This is a genomic window from Aggregatibacter segnis ATCC 33393 (assembly GCF_000185305.1).
In the GTDB taxonomy this organism is placed as follows: domain Bacteria; phylum Pseudomonadota; class Gammaproteobacteria; order Enterobacterales; family Pasteurellaceae; genus Aggregatibacter; species Aggregatibacter segnis.
Genome location: NZ_GL622200.1, coordinates 198996 through 225943, shown reverse-complemented (window position 1 = coordinate 225943; position 26948 = coordinate 198996). Strand labels below are relative to the sequence as shown.

The 26948-nt window shown below is 40.5% G+C and carries 27 protein-coding genes; 15 read left to right on the top strand and 12 right to left on the bottom strand.

Annotated elements, in window-relative coordinates; all coding sequences use genetic code 11:
- Window positions 1–87: 87 nt before the first annotated feature.
- The 5 genes from acrB to priA form a co-directional block, all read right to left on the bottom strand.
- On the bottom strand, window positions 88–3186 hold the full coding sequence (gene acrB, locus HMPREF9064_RS08200; RefSeq protein WP_006716765.1) for a multidrug efflux RND transporter permease subunit AcrB: 3099 nt from the start codon (window positions 3184–3186) through the stop codon (window positions 88–90).
- 13 nt (window positions 3187–3199) lie between these two features.
- Window positions 3200–4390: a multidrug efflux RND transporter periplasmic adaptor subunit AcrA gene (gene acrA / locus HMPREF9064_RS08205; RefSeq protein ID WP_006716763.1), complete on the bottom strand. Its 1191-nt coding sequence runs from the start codon at window positions 4388–4390 to the stop codon at window positions 3200–3202.
- Window positions 4391–4417: 27 nt separating this feature from the next.
- Window positions 4418–4987, bottom strand: a complete 570-nt coding sequence (locus HMPREF9064_RS08210; protein WP_032997753.1) for a TetR/AcrR family transcriptional regulator — start codon at window positions 4985–4987, stop codon at window positions 4418–4420.
- 199 nt (window positions 4988–5186) lie between these two features.
- Complete coding sequence (gene ftsN, locus HMPREF9064_RS08215) at window positions 5187–6008, bottom strand: cell division protein FtsN (protein ID WP_006716758.1); 822 nt, start codon at window positions 6006–6008, stop codon at window positions 5187–5189.
- Between the two features lie 106 nt (window positions 6009–6114).
- The gene (gene priA, locus HMPREF9064_RS08220; protein ID WP_032997752.1) at window positions 6115–8313 is read right to left on the bottom strand and encodes a primosomal protein N'; all 2199 of its coding nucleotides are present in this window, start codon (window positions 8311–8313) and stop codon (window positions 6115–6117) included.
- Window positions 8314–8538: 225 nt separating this feature from the next.
- On the opposite strand from priA, the gene rpmE reads away from it, so the two are divergent.
- The 6 genes from rpmE to HMPREF9064_RS09680 all read left to right on the top strand — a co-directional run bounded on the left by rpmE (window position 8539) and on the right by HMPREF9064_RS09680 (window position 13809).
- Window positions 8539–8751: a 50S ribosomal protein L31 gene (gene rpmE / locus HMPREF9064_RS08225; protein WP_006716752.1), complete on the top strand. Its 213-nt coding sequence runs from the start codon at window positions 8539–8541 to the stop codon at window positions 8749–8751.
- Window positions 8752–8928: 177 nt separating this feature from the next.
- Window positions 8929–10083: a glycosyltransferase gene (locus tag HMPREF9064_RS08230; protein WP_006716750.1), complete on the top strand. Its 1155-nt coding sequence runs from the start codon at window positions 8929–8931 to the stop codon at window positions 10081–10083.
- A 30-nt stretch (window positions 10084–10113) separates the two neighbouring features.
- Window positions 10114–11253 (top strand): glycosyltransferase family 4 protein, encoded by a 1140-nt coding sequence (locus HMPREF9064_RS08235; protein ID WP_006716748.1) that lies wholly within the window; start codon window positions 10114–10116, stop codon window positions 11251–11253.
- Window positions 11254–11931 carry a glycosyltransferase family 25 protein gene (locus HMPREF9064_RS08240; RefSeq protein WP_006716746.1) on the top strand — a complete coding sequence of 226 codons (678 nt, stop codon included), beginning with the start codon at window positions 11254–11256 and terminating at the stop codon, window positions 11929–11931.
- Window positions 11932–11938: 7 nt separating this feature from the next.
- A complete protein-coding gene (locus tag HMPREF9064_RS08245; RefSeq protein WP_032997750.1) occupies window positions 11939–12967 on the top strand; it encodes a glycosyltransferase family 9 protein in 1029 nt (342 codons plus the stop codon).
- A complete protein-coding gene (locus HMPREF9064_RS09680; protein WP_006716742.1) occupies window positions 12955–13809 on the top strand; it encodes a glycosyltransferase family 2 protein in 855 nt (284 codons plus the stop codon). Before HMPREF9064_RS08245 ends, HMPREF9064_RS09680 begins: the two co-directional genes overlap by 13 nt.
- A 42-nt stretch (window positions 13810–13851) precedes the next feature.
- Here the strand turns inward: HMPREF9064_RS09680 and mutM are convergent, their stop codons facing one another.
- The 4 genes from mutM to radC all read right to left on the bottom strand — a co-directional run bounded on the left by mutM (window position 13852) and on the right by radC (window position 16032).
- A complete protein-coding gene (mutM, locus tag HMPREF9064_RS08250; protein ID WP_006716739.1) occupies window positions 13852–14676 on the bottom strand; it encodes a DNA-formamidopyrimidine glycosylase in 825 nt (274 codons plus the stop codon).
- 69 nt (window positions 14677–14745) lie between these two features.
- On the bottom strand, window positions 14746–14916 hold the full coding sequence (rpmG, locus tag HMPREF9064_RS08255) for a 50S ribosomal protein L33 (RefSeq protein ID WP_005613503.1): 171 nt from the start codon (window positions 14914–14916) through the stop codon (window positions 14746–14748).
- Window positions 14917–14927: 11 nt separating this feature from the next.
- A complete protein-coding gene (rpmB, locus tag HMPREF9064_RS08260; RefSeq protein WP_005542826.1) occupies window positions 14928–15164 on the bottom strand; it encodes a 50S ribosomal protein L28 in 237 nt (78 codons plus the stop codon).
- Between the two features lie 208 nt (window positions 15165–15372).
- Window positions 15373–16032 carry a RadC family protein gene (gene radC, locus HMPREF9064_RS08265; RefSeq protein WP_032997749.1) on the bottom strand — a complete coding sequence of 220 codons (660 nt, stop codon included), beginning with the start codon at window positions 16030–16032 and terminating at the stop codon, window positions 15373–15375.
- 176 nt (window positions 16033–16208) lie between these two features.
- Here radC and coaBC point away from each other — a divergent pair, with 176 nt between their 5' ends.
- The 5 genes from coaBC (at window position 16209) to crp (ending at window position 19460) form a co-directional block, all read left to right on the top strand.
- On the top strand, window positions 16209–17408 hold the full coding sequence (coaBC, locus tag HMPREF9064_RS08270; RefSeq protein WP_006716725.1) for a bifunctional phosphopantothenoylcysteine decarboxylase/phosphopantothenate--cysteine ligase CoaBC: 1200 nt from the start codon (window positions 16209–16211) through the stop codon (window positions 17406–17408).
- 69 nt (window positions 17409–17477) lie between these two features.
- Window positions 17478–17933, top strand: coding sequence for a dUTP diphosphatase (gene dut / locus HMPREF9064_RS08275; RefSeq protein ID WP_006716724.1), 456 nt, complete (start codon window positions 17478–17480; stop codon window positions 17931–17933).
- A complete protein-coding gene (slmA, locus tag HMPREF9064_RS08280; protein WP_006716723.1) occupies window positions 17933–18532 on the top strand; it encodes a nucleoid occlusion factor SlmA in 600 nt (199 codons plus the stop codon). Before dut ends, slmA begins: the two co-directional genes overlap by 1 nt.
- A 23-nt stretch (window positions 18533–18555) precedes the next feature.
- Complete coding sequence (locus HMPREF9064_RS08285; protein ID WP_005715916.1) at window positions 18556–18774, top strand: YheU family protein; 219 nt, start codon at window positions 18556–18558, stop codon at window positions 18772–18774.
- Between the two features lie 38 nt (window positions 18775–18812).
- Window positions 18813–19460 (top strand): cAMP-activated global transcriptional regulator CRP, encoded by a 648-nt coding sequence (gene crp, locus HMPREF9064_RS08290; RefSeq protein ID WP_005715913.1) that lies wholly within the window; start codon window positions 18813–18815, stop codon window positions 19458–19460.
- 119 nt (window positions 19461–19579) lie between these two features.
- Here crp and gorA read toward each other — a convergent pair whose 3' ends face one another.
- The 3 genes from gorA to HMPREF9064_RS08305 form a co-directional block, all read right to left on the bottom strand.
- Entirely contained in the window at window positions 19580–20950 is a 1371-nt protein-coding gene (gene gorA / locus HMPREF9064_RS08295) for a glutathione-disulfide reductase (RefSeq protein WP_005715910.1), read from the bottom strand.
- Between the two features lie 109 nt (window positions 20951–21059).
- Window positions 21060–21905: a 23S rRNA (adenine(2030)-N(6))-methyltransferase RlmJ gene (locus tag HMPREF9064_RS08300; RefSeq protein WP_005715907.1), complete on the bottom strand. Its 846-nt coding sequence runs from the start codon at window positions 21903–21905 to the stop codon at window positions 21060–21062.
- A 92-nt stretch (window positions 21906–21997) separates the two neighbouring features.
- Window positions 21998–24565 carry a penicillin-binding protein 1A gene (locus HMPREF9064_RS08305; protein ID WP_005715905.1) on the bottom strand — a complete coding sequence of 856 codons (2568 nt, stop codon included), beginning with the start codon at window positions 24563–24565 and terminating at the stop codon, window positions 21998–22000.
- A 110-nt stretch (window positions 24566–24675) separates the two neighbouring features.
- Here HMPREF9064_RS08305 and HMPREF9064_RS08310 point away from each other — a divergent pair, with 110 nt between their 5' ends.
- The 4 genes from HMPREF9064_RS08310 to HMPREF9064_RS08325 are packed head-to-tail and all read left to right on the top strand — an operon-like array spanning window position 24676 to window position 26933.
- Window positions 24676–25497: a type IV pilus biogenesis protein PilM gene (locus HMPREF9064_RS08310; protein WP_005715903.1), complete on the top strand. Its 822-nt coding sequence runs from the start codon at window positions 24676–24678 to the stop codon at window positions 25495–25497.
- On the top strand, window positions 25494–26012 hold the full coding sequence (locus HMPREF9064_RS08315; RefSeq protein WP_005715900.1) for a PilN domain-containing protein: 519 nt from the start codon (window positions 25494–25496) through the stop codon (window positions 26010–26012). Before HMPREF9064_RS08310 ends, HMPREF9064_RS08315 begins: the two co-directional genes overlap by 4 nt.
- Window positions 26009–26536, top strand: a complete 528-nt coding sequence (locus HMPREF9064_RS08320) for a hypothetical protein (RefSeq protein WP_005715897.1) — start codon at window positions 26009–26011, stop codon at window positions 26534–26536. The genes HMPREF9064_RS08315 and HMPREF9064_RS08320 overlap by 4 nt, the downstream gene beginning before the upstream one ends.
- A 10-nt stretch (window positions 26537–26546) precedes the next feature.
- Window positions 26547–26933, top strand: coding sequence for a pilus assembly protein PilP (locus HMPREF9064_RS08325; protein WP_005715896.1), 387 nt, complete (start codon window positions 26547–26549; stop codon window positions 26931–26933).
- Window positions 26934–26948 lie beyond the last annotated feature (15 nt).

The window sequence follows — 26948 nt, the reverse complement described above, 5'->3', positions numbered from 1 at the left end:
TAAAATATAACGTATACAAGATTTAACGCAAAAAGAAACCGCACTTTGATTGCTCAACAGTGCGGTTTGTTTTACAGGTGATGTAAATTAGTGATTAATCTCACCCTCAATCGGTTTGATATTTTCATCAAATTCCGGAAGCGGTTTATGTTCACTTGCCACGTAAGAATAAATCACCGGCAACACGAACAGGGTAAACAACGTACCAACCGCCAAGCCTGAAACAATCACAATCCCCATACTGAAACGGGAGACTGCACCGGCACCGGTCGCATAAAGCAATGGAACCAAGCCGGCAATCATCGCCGCCGTGGTCATCAGAATTGGACGTAAACGTACTTTTGCCGCATGCGTAATCGCATCAATTCGGGAACGTCCGTGGTTCAACTGCTCTTCTTTTGCCACTTCACACATTAAGATACCGTGCTTGGTGATCAAACCGACCAGCGTAATTAAGCCGACTTGAGAGTAAATATTCAGCGTTGCCCCTGCCGTGCCAATGAAGCCAAAGAAGTTCAAGGCAAGCAATGCCCCACTGATCGCCAACGGTACGGAAATCATGATCACCATTGGGTCACGAATGGACTCAAACTGAATCGCCAACACCAAGAAAATAATAATGACCGCCAACACGAATGTGACCGCTAACGCATTACCTTCTTGTACTAACTGACGGGCTTCGCCTTTGAAGTCGTAGTTGTAGCCTTGTGGTAACAATTCTTTTGAACTGTCTTCAAGCCATTGAATCGCATCTCCAATGGAAGAACCCGGCATCGGCACCGCACTGATCACCGCTGAGTTCAGCTGGCTGAAACGCGGCAAAGAGCTTGGTTGTGGTTCTAATGACACGCTGATCAAACTGCTTAACGGAACTGATTCGCCATTCGCAGCCGACACATAATAGTTATTCCAGCTTTGTGGGGATAAACGCTTTTCGCGTTTCACCTGTGAAATAATTTTATACGCACGACCGTCAATATCCACACGTTCAACCGTTGCGGCAGATAAGAAGCTGCCTAACGTTGCACTGATTTGTTTCATCGTAATACCGTAAGTACCGGCTTTTTCACGGTCAATTTTGATGTGCATTTGTGCTGTGTCGAATTTCAAGTCTAAGCTTGAGTAAACGAACTTGCCGGATTTCTGCATCGCTTCCAAGAATTTGCCTGCCACATTCGCCAAATCTGCATAGTCTTGAGAAGTGCTGATCACGAAACCGATTGGTGGTCCTTGTTCCCCGGTTTCAATTTCAGGGAAAGCAAAACCACTGACAGATACTTCCGGAATGGTCTTGGCTTTATTGTTTAACTCTTGCAACACTTCTGCTTGACTTCTGGAACGATCTTTCCAGTCTTTTAACGTCACTACGTTCAAAGATTGGTTGGTGCTTGGCACACCGGAAATGGTCATCGCAAATTGTACTTCATCCGTCTCCGTTAAGATTTTTTGATACGGTGCCATCGCCGCTTGTACATAATCGACGTTCACGTTAGACGGTGCAGAACCGATGGCTAAGAATGCACCTTTGTCTTCTGTCGGTGTAAGTTCACTGGAAAGTGAATTAAACAATACCGGCAATGTGGCAAAAATAACGCCCGCAAATGCCAACATACATTTACGATTTGCCATCACCAAATCCAAGACATAAGCGTAAGCATTGTTCACTTTGGTTAAAGTGCGGTTAACACGCTCTTCCAACTTGCTTGGTGCCGAATGATCTTTAAGTAATTTACTGGTCATCATCGGAGAAAGCGTCAACGCCACGATACCGGAAATAAATACCGCACCGGCAAGGGTTAAAGCGAACTCTTTAAACAATGTTCCGGTAATGCCACCCATTAACGCCATCGGGGAATATACTGCAATCAACGCAATCGTCATGGAAATGACCGGCACCGCAATTTCACGCGTACCGATAATCGCTGCACGGAATGGCGTTTCACCGAGCTTAATATGACGGTCAACGTTTTCTAGCACCACAATGGCATCATCCACCACCAAACCGATCGCTAAAATTAAAGCCAGCAATGTCATCAAGTTGATGGAGAAATCCAAGGTTTGTAGCATCATGATCACCCCAATAAGGGAAATCGGAATGGTAATAACCGGAATCAAAATAGCACGGAAGGAGCCAATAAACATAGTGATCACCACCAATACGATGAGAGTCGCTTCAATGATAGTTTTTACCACTTCTTCAATGGAGTTGTTAATGGCAACAGTGCGGTCATATAAAATGTCTGTTTGAATAGCGTCCGGTAAGTTATTTTTGATGCTTTCATACAATGGAAGAATTTTTTCCGCCACGGTTAACGGGTTTGCCGAAGATGTCGGATTCACTGCTAACACCACGGAATCAGAACCGTTTGCTACCGCACGGGCATTATCGCTGGATTTATTCAATTCAATATCTGCAATATCGCGTAAACGGACAAGTTTATCGCCATTGGAATACACAATCAGTTTGCTTAACTCATCAACGGATTTTGTGGTGGTATCCACTTTATTTTTGTACACCACGTAAAAACCGTTGTCGTTACCCGCAGCCGTTTGCACGTTGTTTGCCGATAAGGCAGACATCACTTGCGTGGCAGAAAGGTTTTGTGCCGCCATTTTTTGCGGATCCAACCAAATGCGCAGAGCATATTCAGATGCACCGAAAATATCCACGCTTGCCACCCCTTCCACGGTAAAGAACTGCGGTTTTACCACACGTTGAATATAGTCCGTCACCTGGCTTGCATCTAACTTATTGGAACGGAAACTAATATACATAATGCCCGAACCACCGGTAGAAGAAGTCACCGTCGGATCTTCAATCCCGCTTGGCAATTCTGAACGCACGGAATTCACCTTCGCCAACACATCGGCAAGCGCCGCATTCGGGTCGGTATTTAATTTCATTTTCACCGTGATCGAAGAACTGCTCGGTCTACTGGAAGAAGACATATAGTCCACGTTATCCGCCTGCGCGACCGCTTCTTCAATTTTCGAGGTCACAAACGCCTGAATCAAGTTAGCATCTGCGCCGGGATAGGCTGTTGTCACGGTGATCACCGTGGTTGTCATTTTAGGATATTCACGCACCGCCAGTTTGGAAATCGCCTGTAATCCCAAAATAATGATTAACAGACTAATCGAAACCGCAAGCACCGGGCGACGAATAAATATATCGGTAAATTTCATTCGTATTTCCTAATTAAAGATTGGTTTTCGATGCCGGTTGTGTGGTGCCTACGCCTTCTTTATCCGCCACAAGCACTAACGCACCGTTACTTAAATTTTGCTGACCGCCGGTAATAATTTTATCGCCGATTTTCACTTCATCGCCTTTTAACTGAGCATAGATACCTTGGCGATCCTTTGTAAACACGGTGATTTGGTTAGCACGATACATTTTGTTTACATCACCCTGTTTCGCAAATTTCTCTTTTTCCTCATCAGAAAGTGCGGTCAAAATATAAAGCGATTCGCCATACATGTTGTAACTCACCGCCACTTGCGGCACCACGATTTGCTCATATTCCGTTGCCAATGCCACATTTAAACGGGTGAACATGCCGGATAACAATTTTTCGCCATCTTCCGGCTCAAAGGTCGCTTGCACATCAATCAAACCGGTGGATGAATTAATTGCCGGCTCAATTGCCGTAACTCGTGCAGCAAAAGTTTCGCCTAAACGCGCATCTGCCGTAGCTGTCACTTTTTGACCGATACGCAATTGATCCAATAAATTCTGTGCAATAGAGAAATCCACTTTCATGGAACTGCGATCTTCCACACGTACGATTTCTGTGCCGTTCGATACATACTGACCCACATTGACTTTCACGATGCCGGCTTTGCCATCAAACGGGGCGACAATTTGGCGACGTGCAATAGTCGCTTTTAAGGATTCTACGTTAGCCGCTTGCGCATCGTAGGCGGCTTTTGCATTATCCAATTCTTGACGGGAAACACCGCCACTCTTAGCCAAATTCGCATAGCGTTGGTAAGTTTGACGCAAAGAAATCACTTGCGCTTCCGCCGCTTGCAAGCTTGCACGTTCCACCGAACTGTCTAATTCCACCAACAAATCTCCTTTTTTCACGCTTTGTCCGTTAGTGACTAACACTTTTGAAATCGTCCCCGCACTTTGTGCACTCAGCATCGCCCCTTGATTTGGACGAACCAAACCGGTGGTCTCAATCACCGGCGTCCATTGCTGCGCAGAAATGGTCATTGCCGTTACCGGAACAGCCCTTTCACCTTGATTAGCAAGATACTCAGCAATGCTTTTTGATTTCATATAATTCATCACAATCATTGCGATGAAAATGAGGACAAAAATACCCAAAGTCATTTTTAGCAAAAAGGCATGCGAACGCTTTGGTTTGATGGTTTCGGTCATACAAACTCCGTAATATCTCTTGAGTGATTATTGATTTTTAACAGCCCGCCAAGTCCGTTCAATCACAGACTCCAGCATTTCTGTTGAAACTTCTTTGATAAAATGTTGGCATTTGAAGGCGATATTAATCGCGCTTTCCAACAAGATGGCAAATAAAATATGGGTTGGCAAATCTGCCACTTCGCCCGCCTCTTTTGCTTTATTACAAAACTTATGCCACAGGCTATCTTGCTCCCATTCCCGACAAATATCAGTAAATCCCGGTAAAGATTCATATTGGTGCATATTACTCATGATCGTCGGATCACTTTGCAAAAACGTCCAAATATTCCACCACATTTTTCGGTACTGCTCGGAAAAAGATTGCGTTTCATCGTGCTCTTTTTCCATCGCACGTTGAAATGAGAGGAAAATATGACGAGCGAATTGGGCCAACAATTCTTCTTTATTTTTAAAATAAATATAAATGGTCCCCGGCGAAATTTTCGCTGCCTTTGCGATTTTGTGCATGGACAAATTCGGCAAGCCTTCCACCGCCATCAAATTGTCTGTTGCAGAAAAAATCCGCTCAATCATATCCATTTCAGATTGATTCATAGTCATTCGTAAACATTGAGTAAATCGTTAAGAAGTGCGGTGAAAAATATTTTCACCTCACACATGGGGTAGGTTACATACAGTCAATACATTACCACTGAATGAACGTTCGTTCATTTTATTGATTTTTTGTTTTTTGGCAAGTTAAAAATAAAAAAGTGCGGTGAAAAATCACCGCACTTTTTTGTTGTTTCATTCATTACATGGCAATCACAACACAGTTAATTACGCTCTTAGCTTTTTCCTGCATCTTCACTGCGGCGTTGCGATCCCCTGCCGGACCAACCACAACTCGATTCCAATCCGCGCTTTCTTTCACTCTCGCCGGCAATCCGAGTAAGCTTAAACGCGCCTGCAAACCTTCTGCCTGTGCTTTATTTTTAAAAGCACCACACTGTAAACCGTATTTACGCTCACCACTACTGCTTGTCGCTGTTTGTTGAGCGGCCTCCATTTTTTTCTGAGGTTCAGCCTTCACTGTTTGCTCAGTTTTTTTCTCTTCTTTTGGTGCAGTCGCTTTCTTCGCTTCTACAACCTGAGGTTGCGGCTTCGATTGTGCTTGAGGCTGTTGCGTTGCTTGTGTAGTAGCCGCTTGAACCGGTTGTTGCGTAGCGGCTTGTGCAGTTTGTTGCGCTTCTGCCGCTTTCGTTTTTGCCAATTCAGCTTGTTTTTGCTCTTCTTCCATCGCAGCCAAAATCTTGCGCTGTTCTTCTGTTAAACGCATATTTTTATCCAAGGATTTTGGATTATCATCAATCGGCACCGTGCGAGTTTCTAATGCTTTGATATAACTCCACACTTCTTCCGGACGATTCGGTAAAACACTTTTCGGTTGTGTTTTTTCGACGGTTTCTTGTGGTTGCATCATGTTTTCTGGTGCTTTTTCCTTCAACAAATACAATCCGAATGCAAATGCCGCCACAATCATGATGGCAAGCATGAACAACACCGACTTATTACTTTTGCGCTGTTTCTTCTTTTTCTTTGCGCCACTACGGGCAGCGTAATCACGTTGAGCCACGATAAAACCTGTTTAATCTAACTAAAATAATAATTAACGATATGACAATAAAAAATTCCGCTAATTCTACTGAAAAATTACTTTATTGACTACAAAAAAGCCGAAACTAGCTTAAATCCAACGGATCCACATCTAAAATCCACCGCACTTTTGTTGCTTGATCGCTTTGGTCACGCCCAAATGCCGTCAAGACCTGATGCAAAGTTGCACGAGAAGGATGCTGCAATAATAACTGCCAACGATATTGTCCTGCTTTTTTACTGAATGGCGCGGGCATTGGACCTAATATTTCTAATTCTGGGGCAATATCTCGTTTCACTTGCTGTAAATACTCTGCAAACTGCGCCAACAAATGCTCTGCGTCTTCAGTATGGCGACTTTGCGCTTTGAACAAAGCTTGCGAACTGAAAGGTGGTAATCCCATCGCTTTACGCAAGGCAAGGGCATTGTGTGCAAATTGGTTGTAACCTTGTTGTAACAGACTTTGTAACAAAGGATGTTCCGGATAATGGGTTTGTAAAAGCACTTCGCCTTGTTGCGCACCGCGCCCCGCACGCCCCGCTACCTGCATATAAAGTTGAGCTAGCCGTTCTTCCGCACGGAAATCCAATGAAAATAACGCACTATCCACATTGACTAATGCCACTAAGGTAACATTCGGGAAATGATGTCCTTTTGCCAACATTTGGGTACCGATAAGAATTTGGCTTTTACCCTGTTGAATATTTTCTAAATAACCTTCCAATTTGCCTTTGCGTGCCGTCGTGTCACGGTCAATACGGGCAATGCCGTAATTTGGGAAAATTGCTTTTAAGGAATCTTCTAGCTGTTCCGTACCTAAGCCCGTAGTGATTAATTGGGTAGAACCGCAATTGCCGCATTGGCGCGGAATCGGCTTTTGCGCACTGCAATGATGACAACGCAAAACATTGTGTTGTTGATGATACGTATAAGGCTTATCGCAATGGCGACATTCCGCCATCCAGCCGCATTCATGGCACAGCAACACCGGTGCAAAACCGCGTCGATTCAGAAATAACAAGACTTGATTGCCTTTTTCTAAATGCACCTGCATGCGCTTTATCAGGATTTCCGATAAACCATTGCGCATTGACTGATGTTTTAAATCAATGACGTGTTGTTGAAGTGCGGTGGACTGATTGGCTTTTTCTGATAGGCATAAACGCTGATATTTCCCCTGTTGCACATTATTCAGACTTTCCAAACAAGGCGTTGCCGACCCCATTAAAACGGGAATATTGAGTTGTTTTGCATACACCACCGCCAAATCGCGAGCATGATAACGCCAACCGTCTTGCTGCTTAAAAGAAGCGTCATGTTCTTCATCGATAATAATCGCGCCTAAATCGGCAAATTGCGTAAACAACGCTGATCGCGTACCAATAATGACCGCACTTTGTCCGCTACGCGCACGTTGCCACACGTGTAATCGTTGCGTGTCATTTAAATTGGAATGCAACACATCAATCACCACATTAAAACGGGCTTGGAAACGGCTTACCGTTTGTGGCGTCAGCCCGATTTCCGGCACCAAGACCAACACTTGTTTGCCTTGATTTAAAATCTCTTCAATAAATTGTAGATAGATTTCTGTTTTGCCGGAACCTGTCACGCCATCCAACAACCATGCCGTAAAGCCTTGAGTAAATTTCAATTGGCTAAACACCAACGCTTGTTGTTTGTTAAGTGTTAATCGATCGGCTTTATTGACGATAGGTTTATCAACTAATTGCTGTTGCCAGGTTTGAATTTCCGGTTCTTGAGCGATTTCGGTAATGTATTCTTTGGCTTTCAACGCCGACCAAATGCCACTGCCAAAGGGATTGTTGCCTTTTTCCATCCCATCCTTTGCCGCCTGCAACGCTTCAAGCTGTTTTTTCGAGCGTTTTAGCAAGCCTTGCGCCAATGCTTGCTCGCCAAGTGCGGTCGGTTTCCAAAAAATTTTTTGTTTTTCCACCGCACTTTCACCTTGGCGCAACTTCACCGGCAAGGCTTGCGATAACACTTCTCCTAAAGGGGCATGATAATAATTTGCCGCCCAATTTAAGAACTGCCAACTTTCCACTGAAAACAAAGAAATTTCATCAAGACAAGCCAACACCGGCTTCAACTGTCCTTCAGGCACTTCCGTCTGCTCCACAACATCTACCACAACGCCAACCTGCTTCTGCGTCCCAAAGGGCACAAGCACCCGCCCCCCAACAACAACCTTCATCGAAGCAGGAAGAGTATAGTCAAAATAGCGATGTAACGGCACCGGAAGTGCGATTCGGGTAAATGGCATGAATGGAAATTCAGTGAGCTAAAATGGACTCGGAATATAGCATTTCGGGGGATTATTGTCTATTTAGTGGCGGATGGGTTGAATGTCATTTTCTTTTTCTGTAAAATTCGCATCCTTACACACAAGCGTGCCATTTTAAATGGCGTAATATTAATCTCATGCGGTGTCAGGGATTGCTTTTGCGATTGGCTTGATAGCGGCATGGCTTCAAATTTGAGGTTTTCTATGAAACAAGGTATTCATCCTGAATATAAAGAAATTACTGCAACTTGTTCTTGCGGTAACGTGATCAAAACTCGTTCTACCTTAGGCAAAGACATCAACCTTGATGTGTGCGGTAAATGCCACCCATTCTATACAGGTAAACAACGTGTTGTTGATACCGGCGGTCGTGTTGAACGCTTTAACAGCCGTTTCAAAATTCCAGGTACGAAGTAATCTGTGTCTTTCAAAACCCCGCAACACGCGGGGTTTTGTTTTATTAGGATAAGGGATAGAATGCGAACCAAACATATCATGGATACTACAAATAAAAACAGTCTATCCACTCATAAAAAATTAATCTAGCTTAGTAATTAGCTTCATACTAACTTAAACTATCAAAGAAAGATAAATATGAGAATATTAATTCTACACAAATGGCTTGTAATGGGCGGAATAGAAAAAATCCTTATTAATTATCTCAAGTTACTTAGCAATGAAAAAGAAATCAAGATAGATCTTATTTTAGCATATGATCACTCAGACTCTCCATTTAAAAAAGAAATACCTAAAAATATAACTACTATATTCTTATTTAATAATGAAAATACTAAAAGGATAAACTTTCTATATAAAAATAGAAATAAAAATATAATATCTAAATTTAGATATAAAATTGTAAGAATTAAAGAAAAATTCGATTATAGAAATCGAATAAATAGCATAATAAAAAATAAATATGACATCATCATAAATTTTAGCAATCACTTTGATCAATATTTACCATTTAACAAAATTCAATCTCCAACTATCAGATGGCAACACTTAGCTTTAAAAGAAGATAAATCAAAAGAAGTAATTAAAGAAATTTCATACTTACGAAAATATGATTATGTAATTGCTATTTGTGAAGATATGGCTAAATCTTTATCATTAAGATCTGGCTTAAAAGACAATATACTTACATTATATAATCCGATCGGAGAAGATGAGGTGATATTAAAATCTAAGCAACCTATTTTAACTCATCTAAAAAATCCTTATTTTATACAAGTTGCCAGACTAGATAAGATAAAAAGACATGAAGATCTTATAAATATATATTCTAAATTAGTTAAATTAGGTATAGAAGAAAATCTATATATTTTAGGTGATGGAGAAGAAAAAGAAAATCTAAGTAAACTTATAAAAAAACTTAATTTAGAAGATCGTTGTTTATTATTAGGAGAAATAAAAAATCCTTACCCTTATATTAAGAATGCCAAACTATTCTTACATACTTCAGAACGAGAAGGATTACCTACTGTTCTTCTAGAGAGTCTATTTCTAAATGTTCCTGTCATAGCAATAGATTGCCCTACAGGCCCTAGAGAAATACTTAATAATGGTAAATGTGGAGGATTAATACCTTTAAATAATTTTGACTTATTCATCAGTAAAACATATGAGATATCAAGTTCAAAAGAGCTCTTAGAAAAAATAAGAGGAGAGATTAAAGAACATATTCATATATTTTCTGAAAATAGAACAAGAGAAAATTTAATAAAATTTCTATATTCTTTAATATAAAGAATATCCTGGAGAAAAAAATAGAAAAAAATGAAAGTTGGACTACTTATTAATGAATATTTTGGTGCACTAGGAACCGGTTATGGTGGCTATGGTTTTTTAGCAAGACGATTAGTAGCTAAATATCTTCAAGATGAAGACATACAGGTAGATATTTTATTAAAGACAACATCAAAAAATTTTGGATTATTTGCTAGAAAGCATATTATTGATGGGGTTCATGTTTTTGAATTACCTAAGAAAAAATTCTTTACCTCGCGTTGGTTAAAAAAACAAAATTATGATGTCTATCTAAGTATTGAGGTTACATTTGATTTACCGTTCCTTTATGATCCCGATATAAACAAAAAACTCATATTTTGGATACAAGATCCAAGACCTAAGCATGATTGGGATGAAATTAACACAGTAAAATTATTTCCAGAACCTTGTTACTATGATCAAAACTTATATAATCGAATTCATGAATGGTATACACAAGGTAGAATAAGATTCATTTCTCAAGGATATTTTTTAAATAATAAAGCTAAAGAACTTTATAACCTAGACAAAAATATTGATATAAAATATCTACCTAATCCTATAGAGATAGATAATGCATACGATGTAAATACTTACCCAAAGAAAAATATGATTATATTCCTAGGACGTATTGAATCAGTAAAAAGAGGGTGGTTATTTTGTGAAATAGCTAAAAATTGTCCTGAATACGAATTTTATATGCTAGGACAAACATTTTATGATGCTGAGCGAAATTCCGAAATTATTAGCCGATATAAAGATATCCCTAATTTACACTTTGTAGGACACGTAGATGGTAATGAAAAAGAGCAGTTTTTAAAAGATGCCAAAATTCTTGTAAACACATCTATTCATGAGGCATTACCTATATCATTTCTAGAAGCTTTATCATACGGAACACTATTAGTTAGTAATCAGAACCCTGAAAATCTAACAGAAAAATTTGGTGTCTATACTGGAACAGTTTTAGGAGATGGTTTTGAACATGTACAAAAATACGTTGATGGAATCAGAAAACTAATTGAAAATGAATCTAGCAGAGTGGAACTAGCAAATAATGCTATTCAATATATAAAAGAGGTGCATAACCTTGATCGTTTTATTCATGATATAAAAGAAACTATCCTAGAAACAATAAAGGATTATTAGATGAAAAATGAATTACCTCTCATATTTATTATTAGCCTTGTAAATTCTCCCAGAAGATCTATTATCAAGAATAGACTTTCAAAATTAGGACTACAATTTGAGTTTTTTGATGCTATCTATGGTAAAGACTTATCAAAAGAACAACTATCTCAAATTGATTTTCAATTCTATCCTCAAAACTTTTCTGCTAAAAAGCCTCTAACACTAGGGGAAATTGGTTGTGCGATGAGCCATATCATGCTCTACGAGCACATTGTGAAAAATAATATTAGAGAGGCTATTATTCTAGAAGACGATGCAATTGTATCTCTATACTTTGAAGAAATAGTAACAGCCGCGCTAAATAAAGTTTCCTCAAAAAAAGAGATACTCTTCTTAGATCATGGAAAAGCCAAAGTATATCCTTTCATGAAAAGACTTCCTGAACGTTATAGACTAGCCAAATATCGTTCTCCATCCAAAAAATCTAAAAGAAGTATTATTAGAACAACAGGTTATTTAATTACTTATGAAGGAGCAAAAAAATTATTATCATATGCTTATCCAATAAGAATGCCATCAGATTTTTTAACCGGTCTATTACAACTGACAAATATTAATGCTTATGGTATTGAGCCTGCATGCGTCTTTGGGGATGTAGATTCTGAAATAGATAGTATTGAAAATAGATATAAATAGTAGCACTATGAAATTAAAAGAAACGTTGCAAAAAATACGACTAATGATAGGGAAACTTATCTTAGATAAAAAAATAGCTAAAAATTCTACCGTACTTCTTCCTAAGAGAATTCTCTTCTTACGACAAGATGGGAAGATTGGCGATTACATTGTGAGCTCTTTTATTTTCAGAGAAATTAAGAAATTCAACTCTGAAATAAAAATTGGTGTAGTTTGTACAACAAAAGATGCCTACTTATTTAAACAAAATCCTCATATTGATCAACTTTACTTTGTAAAGAAACGCAGTATTCTTGACTATATTAAATCCGGCTTAGTCCTTGCAAAAGAAAAATATGATGTAGTAATTGACCCAACACTAGCAATAAAAAACCGAGATCTCCTTTTACTAAGATTAATTAATGCTAAAAATTATATTGGTTATAAAAAATCAAATTATAAAATCTTTACTCACAGTTTAGAAAATGATGAACATTTTTCTAAAATCTATCAACAATCTTTAGAAGCAGTAGGAATAACAAATGTAGATACCACTTATGATATTCCTTATGATGAAAAAAGTGCAGTTGAAATTCAGAATTTTTTACAAGGAAATAATATCTCTGACTATATTACTGTAAATTTCTTTGGAGCATATAGAGCTAAGAAAGTAAACAATGAAAATATTAAACTATACTTAAAATATTTAACAGAGATCACAAGAGGAAAGCAATTCGTACTATTGAGTTACCCAGAAGTTACACCTTTATTGAAAGAATTATCTAAAAAATATGAGAATATCTTTGTTCATGATACAAAAACTATTTTTCATACCATTGAATTAATTCGAAATTCAATTCAACTAATATCAACAGATACTTCAACAGTGCATATTGCAGCTGGATTTAATAAACCAATTATTGCTATTTATAAGGAAGATATTATTGCATTTAAACATTGGCATCCTAACTGTAAAAATGAAACGCATATTATTTTCTATAAAGAAAATATTAATGAAATATCTATAGATAAGTTAAAAGAAGAATGGATAAAGTGAGTCTAAACATGTTGATATCTATAATTATACCTGTATTCAATACCTCTCCAAAATTAATTGATGAATGTTTAAAGAGTATAGAATTACATCTTAAGAAATGGAGAGAATCCATAGAAGTCATTATTGTAAATGATGGTTCAACATCGGAAGATACGATTAAGTATCTTTCAGAATCAAACTATACAGTATTGAATCAATCTAATAAGGGATTACCATCTGCAAGAAACTTTGGTATATTCCATGCATCAGGGAAATACATTTTTCCACTAGACTCAGATGATATTGTTAGTGAGTATATTGGGTTATATATTAATGAATTAATAGATAATAAAAATATTGATGTATTATTTGGAGATTTATATACCTTTGGAGATGCAGATCATATCTATAAACTAGATAAAACAACTAAACTTGAGTTTTTTTTAGATGATAAATTTATTCCATCTTGTTCTATATATAAGCGGGATTTATGGAAGGAATTAAATGGATATGATGAAAGTTTTATAACAAGCGAAGACTATGATTTTTATTGTAGAGCGTTTTCTATAAATGCCAAGTTTAAATATATGGAGATGCCAAACTATTATTGGAGGATAATAAAAAATAGCCAATCCCTATCTCAAAAAAATGAAAAATTATTTAGAGAATATCAACTAAGATCTAGAAATAAGACTTTATTATCAACTCTATCAAAACAAGATATTAATGACTATATAACACAGAAACTCAAAAATAAAAAACATAGATTACTAGGTTTGTTTATCTATTTAGCTTCTCCTAGAATATATTTATTTTTAAATAAACTAAGAATATTCTCATATGGAACTAACTTTATTAAGTAACAATTTTTCTTAATAAATAACACCTAATATATAATTCTTATTTTATATTATCCACCCTTTCTTCTGACACATCGGGCAATAAAAGCTGTTTCGTTGTCCGATGGTTAAACTTTCAATTTTTGTACCGCACTTTGGACAAGGTTTGCCTTTGTTGCCATAAACCAGTAATTCTTGCGCAAAATAACCCGGTCTGCCATCAGGTTGTAAGAAATCTTTGAGTGTGGTTCCGCCTTGTTCAATCGCTTTTGCAAGAACCGATTTAATGGTATCAACCAAACGTTCACATTGCTTACGCGTCAGATTGGCGGCAAGTTTCATAGGATGCAGACCACATAAAAATAAACTTTCATTGGCATAAATGTTGCCAACGCCCACAACCACGGTGTTATCCATTAATAAGGTTTTAAGTGCGGTCGTTTTTTTGCGGGATTTTTTGAAAAGATAGTCTGCGTTAAATTCTTCTGATAACGGTTCCGGTCCCAGTTTTAAAAATAAATGAAACTCGTCTAATTTTTCCGTCCACAACCAAGCGCCAAAACGGCGCGGATCGTTATAACGCAATAATCGACCATTGTTTAGCACAATATCCAGATGATCATGTTTATCAATCGGGCAGTCATGCGGTACGATTCTTACGGTTCCCGACATCCCTAAGTGTCCGATGATATAACCTTTTTCGGTATGAATAATGAGGTATTTAGCGCGGCGGGTAAGATCCAGAATTTTTACTTGATGCAATGTTGCTAATTCCGGTGATACCGCCCAGCGGAGTTTCGGCTGACGTACCTCGATTTTTTCAATCGTGTAATCTTTTAGATAAGGGCTTACGCCACGTAGTGCGGTTTCGACTTCAGGTAGTTCAGGCATTCTCTTTCTCCGATAGCCACTGGATATAAAAAAACCCGAACAATGTCGGGTTTTTCAATTCGTGCAAAATTATTTGATTTTTGCTTCTTTATAAATAACGTGTTTACGCACAACTGGATCAAATTTTTTGATTTCCATTTTTTCAGGCATATTACGTTTGTTTTTATCAGTTGTGTAGAAATGACCGGTTTCTGCGGTAGAAACTAAACGGATTTTCTCACGAGCACCTTTTGCTGCCATTTGTTAGCTCCTTAGATTTTCTCGCCACGAGCACGGATTTCAGCTAAAACTGCATCAATGCCTTTTTTATCAATAATACGCATACCTTTTGCAGTTAAGCGTAATGTTACGAAACGGTTTTCACTTTCAACCCAAAAACGGTGAGTGTGAAGGTTAGGAAGAAAACGACGACGAGTCGCGTTCATTGCGTGAGAGCGGTTGTTACCCACTGCCGGACGCTTGCCTGTTACTTGACAGACTCTAGACATATTAATCTCCAATAATGAAATTTAAGCTCGAGCTTACGGTTCGGAATACTTCAAAAATAACTTTTGAATGACCTCGTCAGGTCGTATAACCCGACCCGCATACTATATTAAAGGTCGTGCATTATACTCACTTTATATTGCATTCTCAAGCCTAAATCCTGAATTTGCTGACATTAAAACTAAAATTTATCCAAAAGTGCGGTCAGTTTTAGAGAAGATTTTGTTCCGCAAAGGAAAAATAATTGCCTTTGCCAATCACAAAATGATCCAGCACTCGAATTTCCACCAACTCCGCTGCCTGTTTGATAGTCTCCGTAATTTGTCGGTCGGAAAAACTTGGTTCCGCTACGCCGGAAGGATGATTATGTGCCAAAATAATCGCCGCCGCATTGCAAGCCAACGCCTCTTTGATGACTTCACGCGGATAAACCATCGCTTTATTAATTGTGCCAAGAAACAAGCGCTCCTGCTTAATCAAGCGATGCTGGTTATCCAAGAACAGCACTAAGAAAATTTCTCGCTCTGTATTTTCCAACTCTGTTTGTAAGTACATTTTCACTGTCTCTGACGAACTAAAACAATACCCTTCTTTAAGTTCCGCCAATAAATAACGACGGGTCATTTCCGTGCAAGCTTGCAATTGAATAAACTGCGTAATGCCAATGCCTTTCACTGCACAAAACTGCTTTTGATTGGCGCTAATAAGTCCTCGCAACGATCCAAAATGTTGTAGTACATTTTTCGATAGCTGCATCACCGGACAATCTTTAATCCCCGTACGCAAGAAAATGGCCAAAAGTTCAGCATCTGTTAGTGTGGCGACTCCATATTTTAAGAGCTTTTCCCTTGGCATTAAGGCCTCATTCATTTCTTTAACCTCGCAAAAAATAACAGATTCGCTATTCATTCACAGGACGTCGTAAAATCCAAAAAGTACATTCAAAAGATGGGATTGGGATCGCAAAATAAGATTTTTGATTAAATCATAATTCAAGTAGAATAAGCGAATTCATCTCCGAGCCAGTCAATTCATGGGATTCAAGCATGATTAATCTAGAAAATAAACGCATTGTTGTGGGTATTACCGGCGGCATTGCCGCGTACAAAACCATCGAATTAATTCGTTTATTACGCAAAGCCAATGCGCAGGTTCGCGTGGTGCTCACGCCTGCTGCCGCAGAATTTGTGACCCCACTCACCTTACAAGCGATTTCCGGTAATGCCGTGGCGCAATCGTTATTGGATCCGCAAGCAGAACTGGCAATGGGACATATTGAATTGGCGAAATGGGCGGATGTCGTATTAATCGCACCTGCCAGTGCCGATGTTATTGCGCGCTTAACTGTTGGGATGGCGAACGATTTACTTTCCACGATTTGCCTTGCCACCAGTGCACCGATTTTTCTTGCGCCGGCGATGAATCAACAAATGTATCGCCAAGCCATAACGCAGCAAAATCTGACCGCGCTTTTAAGCCGTGGCATACAACTTATCGGCCCGAATAGTGGTGAACAAGCCTGTGGTGATGTGGGCGCAGGGCGAATGTCCGAACCTTCTGAAATTTTCACCGCACTTTGCCATCATTTTACTGTGCAGCAAGATTTACTCGGCATCCATGTTGCCATTACGGCAGGCCCAACGCGTGAAGCCATCGATCCGGTGCGTTATATTTCCAACCACAGCTCCGGTAAAATGGGCTTTGCGATTGCAGAAGCCTTTGCCAAACGTGGGGCAACTGTGACGTTAATTGCCGGCCCGGTGAATCTCACCGCCTCACCCAATATTCACCGTATTGATGTCACTTCCGCGCAAGAAATGTGGCAAACCGCATTAGAAAGTGCGGTCAAAAATCACATTTTTATTGGTTGTGCTGCGGTGGCGGATTACCGTATTGCGGATATCGCTGATCAAAAAATCAAAAAATCGGCTGAAGAAATGACGTTAAAGCTCGTTAAAAATCCGGATATTATCGCGGATGTGGCGCATCTTACGGAAAAGCGCCCTTTCACTATTGGGTTTGCGGCTGAAACACAGAATGTTGCCGATTACGCGAAAGATAAATTGACGCGCAAAAATTTGGATATGATTTGTGCCAATGACGTTTCCGGCGGGCAAGTGTTTGGACAAGATCACAATGCGCTACACCTCTTTTGGAAAAACGGAGAAAAAGCCTTGCCGCAGGCGGATAAAAATACATTGGCAGAAGCATTAGTCAGTGAAATTATGGCGCGTTACCGTCAATAAAAAAACACAGCAAAAACCAACCGCACTTTATCAAAAACACAAAAGATTTCGTTAAAGGAAAAGATCACAATGAAAAAAATTGACGTTAAAATTTTAGATAGCCGTCTTGGCAACGAATTTCCCCTGCCAACGTATGCCACCGAAGGATCCGCAGGTTTGGATTTACGTGCGCTCCTAGAAAATGGCATTGAAATTCAACCGGGTGAAACCAAATTAATTCCAACGGGACTTTCTATTTATATTGCCGATCCCAATTTAGCCGCAGTCATTTTACCTCGTTCCGGTTTAGGTCATAAACACGGTATCGTATTGGGCAATTTAGTCGGTTTAATCGATTCTGATTATCAAGGTCCACTCATGGTTTCCGTGTGGAATCGTGGCAATGAGCCGTTCAAAATTGAAGTAGGCGATCGCATCGCGCAATTAGTCTTTGTGCCCGTTGTGCAAGCGGAATTTAATATCGTCAACGAATTTCATGCCACAGAACGCGGCGAAGGCGGTTTCGGCCATTCAGGTAAACACTAATGGAACAAACCAATAAACGCAGTATTAAAGAACGCCGCCAACAAGTGTTGACGGTGCTCACGCATATGTTGCATTCCGAACGCGGCATGGAGCGTATGACAACGGCGCGTTTAGCCGCAGAAGTGGGCGTGTCAGAAGCGGCGTTATACCGTTATTACCCAAGCAAAACCAAGATTTTTGAAGCCTTAATTGAGAATATCGAAAGCACATTGCTTAATCGCATTTCACAATCTATCAAAAATGAAACCAACACCATGCAACGGGTAAAAGACATCCTGCAGATGATCTTGGATTTTGCCCGTAAAAACCCCGGTTTAACCCGTGTGTTAACCGGCCATGCGCTGATGTTTGAAGATGCCAAACTACAAGCCCGCGTTGCCACCTTTTTTGACAGGCTGGAATTGCAGTTTGTGAATATTCTGCAAATGCGAAAATTGCGCGAAGGCCGCGGATTTAACGTGGACGAACGCATTATCGCCGCACACCTCGTCACCCTCTGTGAAGGACAGTTTATGCGCTATGTGCGTTCTAACTTCCGACACACACCAAATCAAGGGTTTAGCCAGCAATGGCAGCTCATTGAAAGCTTATTTGCATAATTTATTTATTTAGGTAATATGTCGTGATTATTCCTTGGCAAGAACTGGCGGAAGACACTTTAATCAATATTGTGGAAAGCGTCATTTTACGTGAAGGAACCGATTATGGTTCACATGAACAGACTTTCGAACAAAAAAAGAAAGCGCTACTGAACAGAATCCGCCAAGGAAGTGCGGTGATCGTTTGGTCTGAACTACATGAATCTATCGATATAAAAGATAAAACGGAATTTTTTAAATAAACTTTTTAGTTTTTTATTGTTAGCTGGAGGTTTTCAACGTGCAGGAACAAAACGCACAAGTTACAACTCAATCAACGGATCCAACCCTTGATTGGTTTTTATCTCACTGTCATATTCATAAATATCCATCTAAAAGCACATTAATCAATGCCGGTGAAAAGGCTGAAACCTTATACTATTTAATTCAAGGTTCCGTTTCCGTTTTAGTGAAAGATGAAGATGGCAAAGAAATGATTCTGACTTATCTAAGCCAAGGCGATTTCTTCGGGGAAGCCGGTTTATTTGAAGAAGATCAGCGTCGTTCCGCCTGGATAAAAGCCAAAGCGGCTTGTGAAGTTGCTGAAATTTCCTACCGTAAATTCCGCCAATTAATTCAAGTTAATCCTGAAATTCTGATGCTCCTTACCGCACAGTTGGCACGTCGTTTACAAAACACCTCACGCCAAGTCAGTAACTTGGCTTTCTTGGATGTTACCGGGCGCATTGCTCAAACCTTATTAAACTTAGCCAAAATGCCGGAAGCGATGACCCATCCTGACGGGATGCAAATTAAAATTACCCGCCAAGAAATCGGCCAAATGGTAGGCTGTTCCCGTGAAACCGTTGGACGCATTCTCAAAATGCTGGAAGATCAACATCTCATTTCAGCCCATGGCAAGACCATCGTTGTTTATGGGACCCGTTAAAAACACGATAAAATAAGACCGCACTTTAGTTAAAGTGCTAAAGTTTGCGTCTAACATACAGAATAAAGAATACAAAAAAGGTCTGAAAACTCAGACCTTTTTTATTTAATAAGTGTTAATTAACGCATTGTTACAAACTCTTCCGAGCCTGTTGGGTGAATAGCCACTGTGTTGTCAAAATCCGCTTTTGTCGCGCCCATTTTAATAGCAACAGCAAAACCTTGGATCATTTCGTCCACGCCAAAACCGATACCATGTAAGCCCACGATTTTTTCCTCTTTACCCACGCACACCAATTTCATGCGGCAAGGTTGACGATGTTGGGTGACAGCCGTGTACATAGAGGTAAAGGAAGATTTATACACTTTCACATTTTCCGCACCATATTGTTCAATGGCTTGTGGTTCGGTTAATCCGACAGTGCCGATTGGCGGATGACTGAACACCACAGACGGTACTAAATTGTAGTCTAAATGTTCGTTCGGTTTATTGTTAAACAGGCGTTCGGATAAACGACGTCCGGCTGCAACCGCCACCGGCGTGAGTTCAATACCGCCTTCAATAATATCGCCTACCGCATAAATCCCCGGCACATTGGTGTTTTGGTATTTATCTACCTTGATGAAGCCACGCGCATTCGCTTCTACGCCGGCAGCTTGTAAATTAATTTTATCAGTCGTCGGCTCACGTCCAATGGCCCAAATCAAGCAATCCACGGTTTGCTCGCGACCATCCTCTAATTTAAGGGTCACAGAACCATCTGCATTTTTTACCACCTCTTTTGGAATGGCATGAGTATGCAACGTAATGCCGTCTTGTTGCATGGATTCCACTAAGGTTTCCACCATCATTGGATCAAAATTACGCAACGGCGCGTGTTTACGCACAAATAAATGGGTTTCCACACCAAGGCTGTTCAAGACGCCTGCCAACTCTACGGCAATATAACCTGCGCCGACAACGGCTGTGCGTTTAGGCAGCTCGGTTAAGGCAAAAACGCCATTAGAATCAATACCGTATTCCGCGCCTTTTATTGCTGGAATACTTGGACGTCCACCGGTAGCAATCAAGATATGATCTGCTGTCACTTGTTCGGTGGAACCATCGCCAAAAGTCACTTCAAGGGTATTTTTATTGACAAATTTGGCAAAACCACGAATCACATCCACGTTATTTTTTGCCAACACGTTATCGTATGAAGTATGAATGCGGGAAATATAGGCTTGACGGCTTTCCACCAACTTAGCGAAATCAAATTTTTTGACGTCCACATCAAAACCGTAATCCGGTGCATAATGATGGATGGCTTCCGCAATTTGTGCGCCGTAGAACATCACTTTTTTCGGCACGCAGCCCACGTTAACACAGGTTCCACCTAAATGTTTTGCTTCAATAATGGCACATTTTTTGCCATAACTTGCTGCACGGTTAATGGAAGCAATTCCACCGCTGCCACCACCGATGGCAATGTAATCATAATGTCTGGTCATACTCTTTTCCTTATTAATAAATTGGGCGCTATTCTGCCCAAAGGATGTTCACAAATCAAACAAATAGGATAAATCGGTCTAATTGGTATTATCTTATGCTGGCGTCATCTTATTCAGGTGTAATCCAATTCACCGACCAACTGCCGGTACCTTGCGGTACAAGTGCGGTGGTTAAATACGGCAAAATGGATTTCATCTGTTGTTCCAACGTCCATGGCGGATTCACCACAATCATGCCACTCGCAGTCATGCCACGTTGATCAGAATCCGGGCGCACCGCCAATTCAATTTGCAAAATCTTACGAATGCCCGAAGCTTCCAAGCCTTTAATGATGCGCTTGGTTTGCTGACGTAGTACCACCGGATACCAAATTGCATACACCCCGGTTGCAAAACGTTTGTAGCCTTCTTCAATGGCTTTCACCACCAAATCATAGTCTTCTTTCAGTTCATAAGGCGGATCAATTAGTACCAAGCCTCGACGCTCTTTAGGAGGCAATGTCGCTTTGACTTGCTGAAAACCATCACCAATCTTCACGGTAACATTTTCAAATTCTTTGAAATTATTACGTAATAACGGAAATTCGCTTGGGTGTAATTCCATCATTAACGCACGATCCTGTGGGCGTAATAAATTCGCAGCCAACAAAGGGGAACCGGCGTAATAACGCAATTCTTTGCCGCCATAGTTGAGTTTTTTAATCAGTGCCACATACCGCGCCACTTCCGGCGGTAAATCCTCTCGTCCCCACAAACGACCAATACCATCCACATATTCAGCCGTTTTCTCCGCTTCTGCACTAAATAAACGATAACGTCCTGCGCCTGAATGCGTATCTAAATAATAAAAACCTTTATCTTTCTGTTGCAGGCTTTCAATAATCAGCATTAACACGATATGTTTCAACACATCCGCATGATTACCTGCGTGAAAACTATGACGATAACTGAGCATAATTCCTACTTATAAAACGTTAAATAAAATGACCGCACTTTTCCCCAAAAAGGAAGCCCGACAGCTGCCGGGCTTCAAAAACAAGTCGCGGTCTAGAATAATTCTTCCCGTTGGCCACCCGATGCGCCACCGCCTTCCTGCAGATCGCTAGGCACATAATAACCACGTTCTTCCACATAAGCTCGAGTCGGCTCGGTGCCTTTAATGAAGTATTCGACACGTCCACCACCAGATAGTAAGCCGGAACGCGGATCAATGTTTTTCTCGACAATATTCGCCGGGGTCGGCAAGGTACGTTCAGGCACCTCTTTCAAAATGGTCTTCATGTAACTAATCCATGCTGGCATCGCACTCTTCGCACCAGCCTCACCGCGACCTAAATCGAATTTATTGTCATCAAAGCCAATATACACGGCCGTCGTCAAATTCGCACCAAAGCCGGCATACCACGCCACTTTGGAGTTATTGGTCGTCCCGGTTTTGCCGCCAATATCCTTACGCTTGATCTCATTTGCCATGCGCCAACTGGTGCCTTTCCAATCTAGCCCTTGTTCACCATAAATCGCCGTATTTAATGCGCTACGAATCAAGAACGCCAATTCACCACTAATGACACGCGGCGCATACTCAACTTGCGAGTTGTTGGTTTTTGCTTGCGCCATGAAATTTAAATTTTCCTCTTTCACAGCGTCAACGCGCGGCTGTAACTCTGGAATATCCGGCACAGTTTCACCTTGATCCACTTCTTCGCCGTTAGTGGAATCATCGCTACGTTTCAAGCCGTCAGCCATGGTCAAATCGGTATTTTTGAAACCATCTAATTTTTCCGTTTCGCCGTAAATGACAGGAATACTGTCACAAGTTGGACAGGCGACTTTAGGGTTAGCCACAAAAATTTCTTTGCCGGTATTATCTAAAATCTTATTAATAATATAAGGATCAACTAAATAACCACCGTTATCAAACACGGCATAACCACGCGCCATTTCAAGCGGCGTAAAAGAAGCCGCACCTAATGCAAGTGCTTCACTGGCAAAATACTGATCTCGTTTAAAGCCAAAACGTTGCAAGAAATCCGCAACAAACTCGACACCGGCCATTTGCATGGAACGAATAGCAATCATGTTTTTAGATTGGCCTAGTCCCACACGTAAACGCAATGGACCATCATAACGATCCGGTGAGTTTTTCGGGCGCCATTCCTTTTGACCCGGCTTTTTCAACACTAGCGGCGTATCTTGCAACACGCTAGATAAGGTCAAGCCTTTTTCCAGTGCAGCCGCATAAATGAACGGTTTAATGGAAGAACCCACTTGCACTAATGATTGTGTCGCTCGGTTAAATTTACTTTGTTCAAAACTAAAACCGCCCACAATCGCTTCAATGGCGCCATTGTCACTATTCAAAGAAACCAACGCGGAATTGGCTCGCGGAATTTGCCCCAAGACCCATTCACCTTTGTCGTTTTTACGTAGCCAAATTTGCTCACCAGTTTTCACCGGAGCAGACTGCCCCGTCCAGCGCATCGCACTGGTTGACAACGTTATTTTCTCACCGGATGCCAATAAAAGCTCTGCACCGGATTTAGATACATTCATGACAGCTGCCGGAATAAACGGCTCAGAATTGGGTAACTTTTTCAGAAAACCAATAATAGTATCATTATCCCAAGAGGCTTCGCCTTTTTTCCATAAGGGTTCACCACCACGATAACCATGGCGCATATCGTAAGCGATTAAATTATCACGTACCGCTTTTTGCGCCGTTTCCTGATCTTTGGAAAGCACTGTGGTATACACTTTATAGCCTTTGGTATAGGCGTCTTCTTCACCGAAACGTTTTACCATTTCCTGACGCACCATTTCTGTGACGTAATCAGCTCGAAAATCCAATTGCGCACCGTGATAGCTGGCGACAATTGGCTCTTTCAACGCAGCATCATATTCTTCTTGAGAAATATATTTTTGATCCAACATACGCCCCAACACTACATTACGACGCTCTAACGCACGTTTCGGGGAGAAAAGCGGATTCATCGTAGAAGGGGCTTTCGGCAAACCTGCAATCACCGCCATTTCGGACAAAGTCAGTTGATTTAATTCTTTACCAAAATAGGTTTTTGCCGCGGCCGCCACACCATAAGAGCGGTATCCCAAATAAATTTTATTTAAATAAAGCTCAAGAATTTCGTTTTTATCTAGAGCATTTTCGATCTCAATCGCTAAAATCGCCTCTTTGGCTTTACGAATCAAACTTTTTTCCGGCGTTAAGAAGAAGTTACGCGCCAACTGTTGCGTGATGGTACTCGCCCCTTGGGAAGCCCCACCTTTACTGATCGCCACCATCACCGCACGGCCAATCCCGATAGGATCTAGCCCATGGTGATCATAAAAACGGCTATCTTCCGTTGCCAATACCGCATCAATTAACTTTTGCGGCACCTCATTTAATTTCACCGGAATACGACGCTGTTCACCCACTTCACCAATCAACTTACCGTCAGAAGTATAAATTTGCATTGGCTGTTGCAGCTCAACGGTTTTCAGCGTTTCCACATCCGGCAAATCGGATTTTAGCTGCACATAGACAACGCCCACGGCGATACAGCCCAAAATGAACAGCGTTAATAAGGAACTTAATATTAATTTTGCGATCCGCATCGAAAAATTCTCACTTAGTTAAATGCAATAAAAGGAATGAAAAATATAGTGGCTAAGTATAAAGACTACGCAACAAAAACGACAGTAAATATTGCAAACAAGGATACTTCATGTTCATCAGACATCAGTCAGCCATTCAAGTTGGCCTTTGCTACCGCCCACAACATATTGATGTTCTTTGGTTCGATTCACAAAACCAAGCCCAGTTCTTACAATGTAGCGAACTGGATTTACTTACACTCTCTTCAACTTTGAATCAGAAATTAAATCAATCACCGAGAAGAGCAAACTATAAATTCATTACCGCCATTATGCCGCAGCATATTTGGCAAAAAAGCCTTATTCTGCCGCACAATCTAAACACCCAAGAATGTGAGCAACAGTGTCATTTTACTCTTACCCATGAATTACCGATTCCACTTGAGGAAGTTTGGTATGACTATACCGCCATGCCGCTAAAACAAGGATTTCGTTTAGATATTTTCGCCATTAGACAACAAATTGCGAAAAACTATTTAAATCAATTTATTCCCTTGCAAATTGATGTGTTAGATAGCGTTGCCAAAGCTGTTTTACGCGCCGGCGAATATATTTTAGAGCAACCATTACCGATCGATACCTTAGTGTTGTACCAAGACGAAAGCGGCGCATTAGCGATTCACCACAAACGACAACAGACCCAAACACTGTTTCAAACGGACGGAAATTTGACCGCACTTTTTGAGCAATATTGCCAGCGTTATGATGAAAAACCGGAAAAAGTGTTCTATTACAGCACTGAATCTACGCCACACATTGGAGCAGACTGGGTGGAAATAAACACCTCCCTGCCTTTTATCGCCCTTGGTAATGCCTTGTGGCAACAAGAAACGTTACAAAAATCCACCGCACTTTTTGATGTTAAAGCGCCATCTTTAGAGAAAATGACATGAAAAAAGACATGAATTTGTTGCCTTGGCGCATTAAACAGCTTCGACAGAAAAATCGGCGTTTGTTGGTTACCCTATTTATCGGGGCAACGTTATGTACGATCAGCACATTATTGCTCAGCCATTTTGCGGAAAGCTATACCGAGAATGCGGGCAAAGCACAGTTGCAATACACTACTCACCAACAAGAATTACAGGCGACACAGCAACAGATTCAACAATTTCGCCACAGTCATGCACAATTGGAAACCCTTCAAGAAATTCCAAAAGAAACACTTTTTTCTTTGTTAAATCAATTAGCTGAGTTTCCACTTACACAAGGTGAATTAACGGAATTACACCTCAATACCGAACATCTTATGCTCAAGGGATATGCTGAAAACCAAGAAGAATTTTCTCGCCTCAATGGATATCTCTCCGCACAACCATTATTTCGCGAAGTTAATCTGGTGGAATTTAAACCACAAGCGCAAGAACTGCGTTTCCAATTTGATATAAAGATAAAAACAACACCATGAATTTCAGACAAAAACTTACCGAGACATTGACCCATTGGCACCGTTTACATCCCTGGAAACAACACGCCACGTTACTTTTCCTCGGCGTATTTATCCTCTCTTTCCCCTTGCAACATTATTGGCAACAACGTGCTTACATGACACATATGGAGCAACAATTACAAACGCAACGGGAAAACTTAGCACATCAACAAAAACTTTTGGCCGCGCTAAAAGAGAAAGCGGCAACGCAATTACTCACACCGGCGCTGGCGGCCAAACTGCCGCCGATAAATCAAGAAATCCAACAACTTGCTCAACATTTGCAAATCGTACAAAGCCAGTGGGATTTTCATCAAAAGCCCTTACTCAGGCTACAACTTCAAGGCCATTTCAAAGATTTGCATTCATTTTTAACCGCACTTTTAAACGCGAACACAGAATTGGAACTCGTGGAATGGCAAGTTTCGCAACACGATGAAGCCAATGAAACCTCATCCATTCAAACAGCACTTTTATTTCAATTAAATAGCAAAGGAAACTAAGGAAAAACGAATGCGAGAACCACTTTTATACTTAATATTGGGCATTTTGCTCAGCTTACCCGCAGCCGCGAATGATCCATTTGATAAAACACAACGCCATCGCACCAAACCAGAACATGTCCAAAAGCAAGGTCAGGCACTTGAGCATTCATGCCAAACAGGGCTTTTCCCAAACACGCCTTTTGCTCAAATTCAGATTGTCGGCATTATTCAGCAACAAAAAGATTGGCAACTTATTTTACAAGCAGACCAGCATGTTCATTTGGCGAACGTCAATGATGTCATCGCCACAGAAGCAATCAAAATAGACCATATCGCCAAACAGCAAATTACGTTTCTACGCAGAGAAAACAATCAACATTGTGAACAGACGCTCCCGTTTAATGTTCAGTTTTAAATCATTATAAGGAAA

Bases quoted from the DNA above. Each gene is read 5' to 3' on its own strand.
- rpmG (WP_005613503.1), bottom strand. From the start codon at position 14,916: ATGGCAGCAAAAGGTGCTCGTGAGAAAATCCGTTTAGTTTCTACCGCA.
- acrB (WP_006716765.1), bottom strand. From the start codon at position 3,186: ATGAAATTTACCGATATATTTATTCGTCGCCCGGTGCTTGCGGTTTCG.
- slmA (WP_006716723.1), top strand. From the start codon at position 17,933: ATGGAACAAACCAATAAACGCAGTATTAAAGAACGCCGCCAACAAGTG.
- radC (WP_032997749.1), bottom strand. From the start codon at position 16,032: ATGAATGAGGCCTTAATGCCAAGGGAAAAGCTCTTAAAATATGGAGTC.
- HMPREF9064_RS08300 (WP_005715907.1), bottom strand. From the start codon at position 21,905: ATGCTCAGTTATCGTCATAGTTTTCACGCAGGTAATCATGCGGATGTG.
- coaBC (WP_006716725.1), top strand. From the start codon at position 16,209: ATGATTAATCTAGAAAATAAACGCATTGTTGTGGGTATTACCGGCGGC.
- dut (WP_006716724.1), top strand. From the start codon at position 17,478: ATGAAAAAAATTGACGTTAAAATTTTAGATAGCCGTCTTGGCAACGAA.
- HMPREF9064_RS08230 (WP_006716750.1), top strand. From the start codon at position 8,929: ATGAGAATATTAATTCTACACAAATGGCTTGTAATGGGCGGAATAGAA.
- HMPREF9064_RS08320 (WP_005715897.1), top strand. From the start codon at position 26,009: ATGAATTTCAGACAAAAACTTACCGAGACATTGACCCATTGGCACCGT.
- HMPREF9064_RS08235 (WP_006716748.1), top strand. From the start codon at position 10,114: ATGAAAGTTGGACTACTTATTAATGAATATTTTGGTGCACTAGGAACC.
- HMPREF9064_RS08245 (WP_032997750.1), top strand. From the start codon at position 11,939: ATGAAATTAAAAGAAACGTTGCAAAAAATACGACTAATGATAGGGAAA.
- rpmB (WP_005542826.1), bottom strand. From the start codon at position 15,164: ATGTCTAGAGTCTGTCAAGTAACAGGCAAGCGTCCGGCAGTGGGTAAC.
- HMPREF9064_RS08315 (WP_005715900.1), top strand. From the start codon at position 25,494: ATGAAAAAAGACATGAATTTGTTGCCTTGGCGCATTAAACAGCTTCGA.
- gorA (WP_005715910.1), bottom strand. From the start codon at position 20,950: ATGACCAGACATTATGATTACATTGCCATCGGTGGTGGCAGCGGTGGA.
- HMPREF9064_RS09680 (WP_006716742.1), top strand. From the start codon at position 12,955: ATGGATAAAGTGAGTCTAAACATGTTGATATCTATAATTATACCTGTA.
- rpmE (WP_006716752.1), top strand. From the start codon at position 8,539: ATGAAACAAGGTATTCATCCTGAATATAAAGAAATTACTGCAACTTGT.
- acrA (WP_006716763.1), bottom strand. From the start codon at position 4,390: ATGACCGAAACCATCAAACCAAAGCGTTCGCATGCCTTTTTGCTAAAA.
- HMPREF9064_RS08325 (WP_005715896.1), top strand. From the start codon at position 26,547: ATGCGAGAACCACTTTTATACTTAATATTGGGCATTTTGCTCAGCTTA.
- HMPREF9064_RS08240 (WP_006716746.1), top strand. From the start codon at position 11,254: ATGAAAAATGAATTACCTCTCATATTTATTATTAGCCTTGTAAATTCT.
- HMPREF9064_RS08310 (WP_005715903.1), top strand. From the start codon at position 24,676: ATGTTCATCAGACATCAGTCAGCCATTCAAGTTGGCCTTTGCTACCGC.
- mutM (WP_006716739.1), bottom strand. From the start codon at position 14,676: ATGCCTGAACTACCTGAAGTCGAAACCGCACTACGTGGCGTAAGCCCT.
- HMPREF9064_RS08305 (WP_005715905.1), bottom strand. From the start codon at position 24,565: ATGCGGATCGCAAAATTAATATTAAGTTCCTTATTAACGCTGTTCATT.
- HMPREF9064_RS08210 (WP_032997753.1), bottom strand. From the start codon at position 4,987: ATGAATCAATCTGAAATGGATATGATTGAGCGGATTTTTTCTGCAACA.
- priA (WP_032997752.1), bottom strand. From the start codon at position 8,313: ATGCCATTTACCCGAATCGCACTTCCGGTGCCGTTACATCGCTATTTT.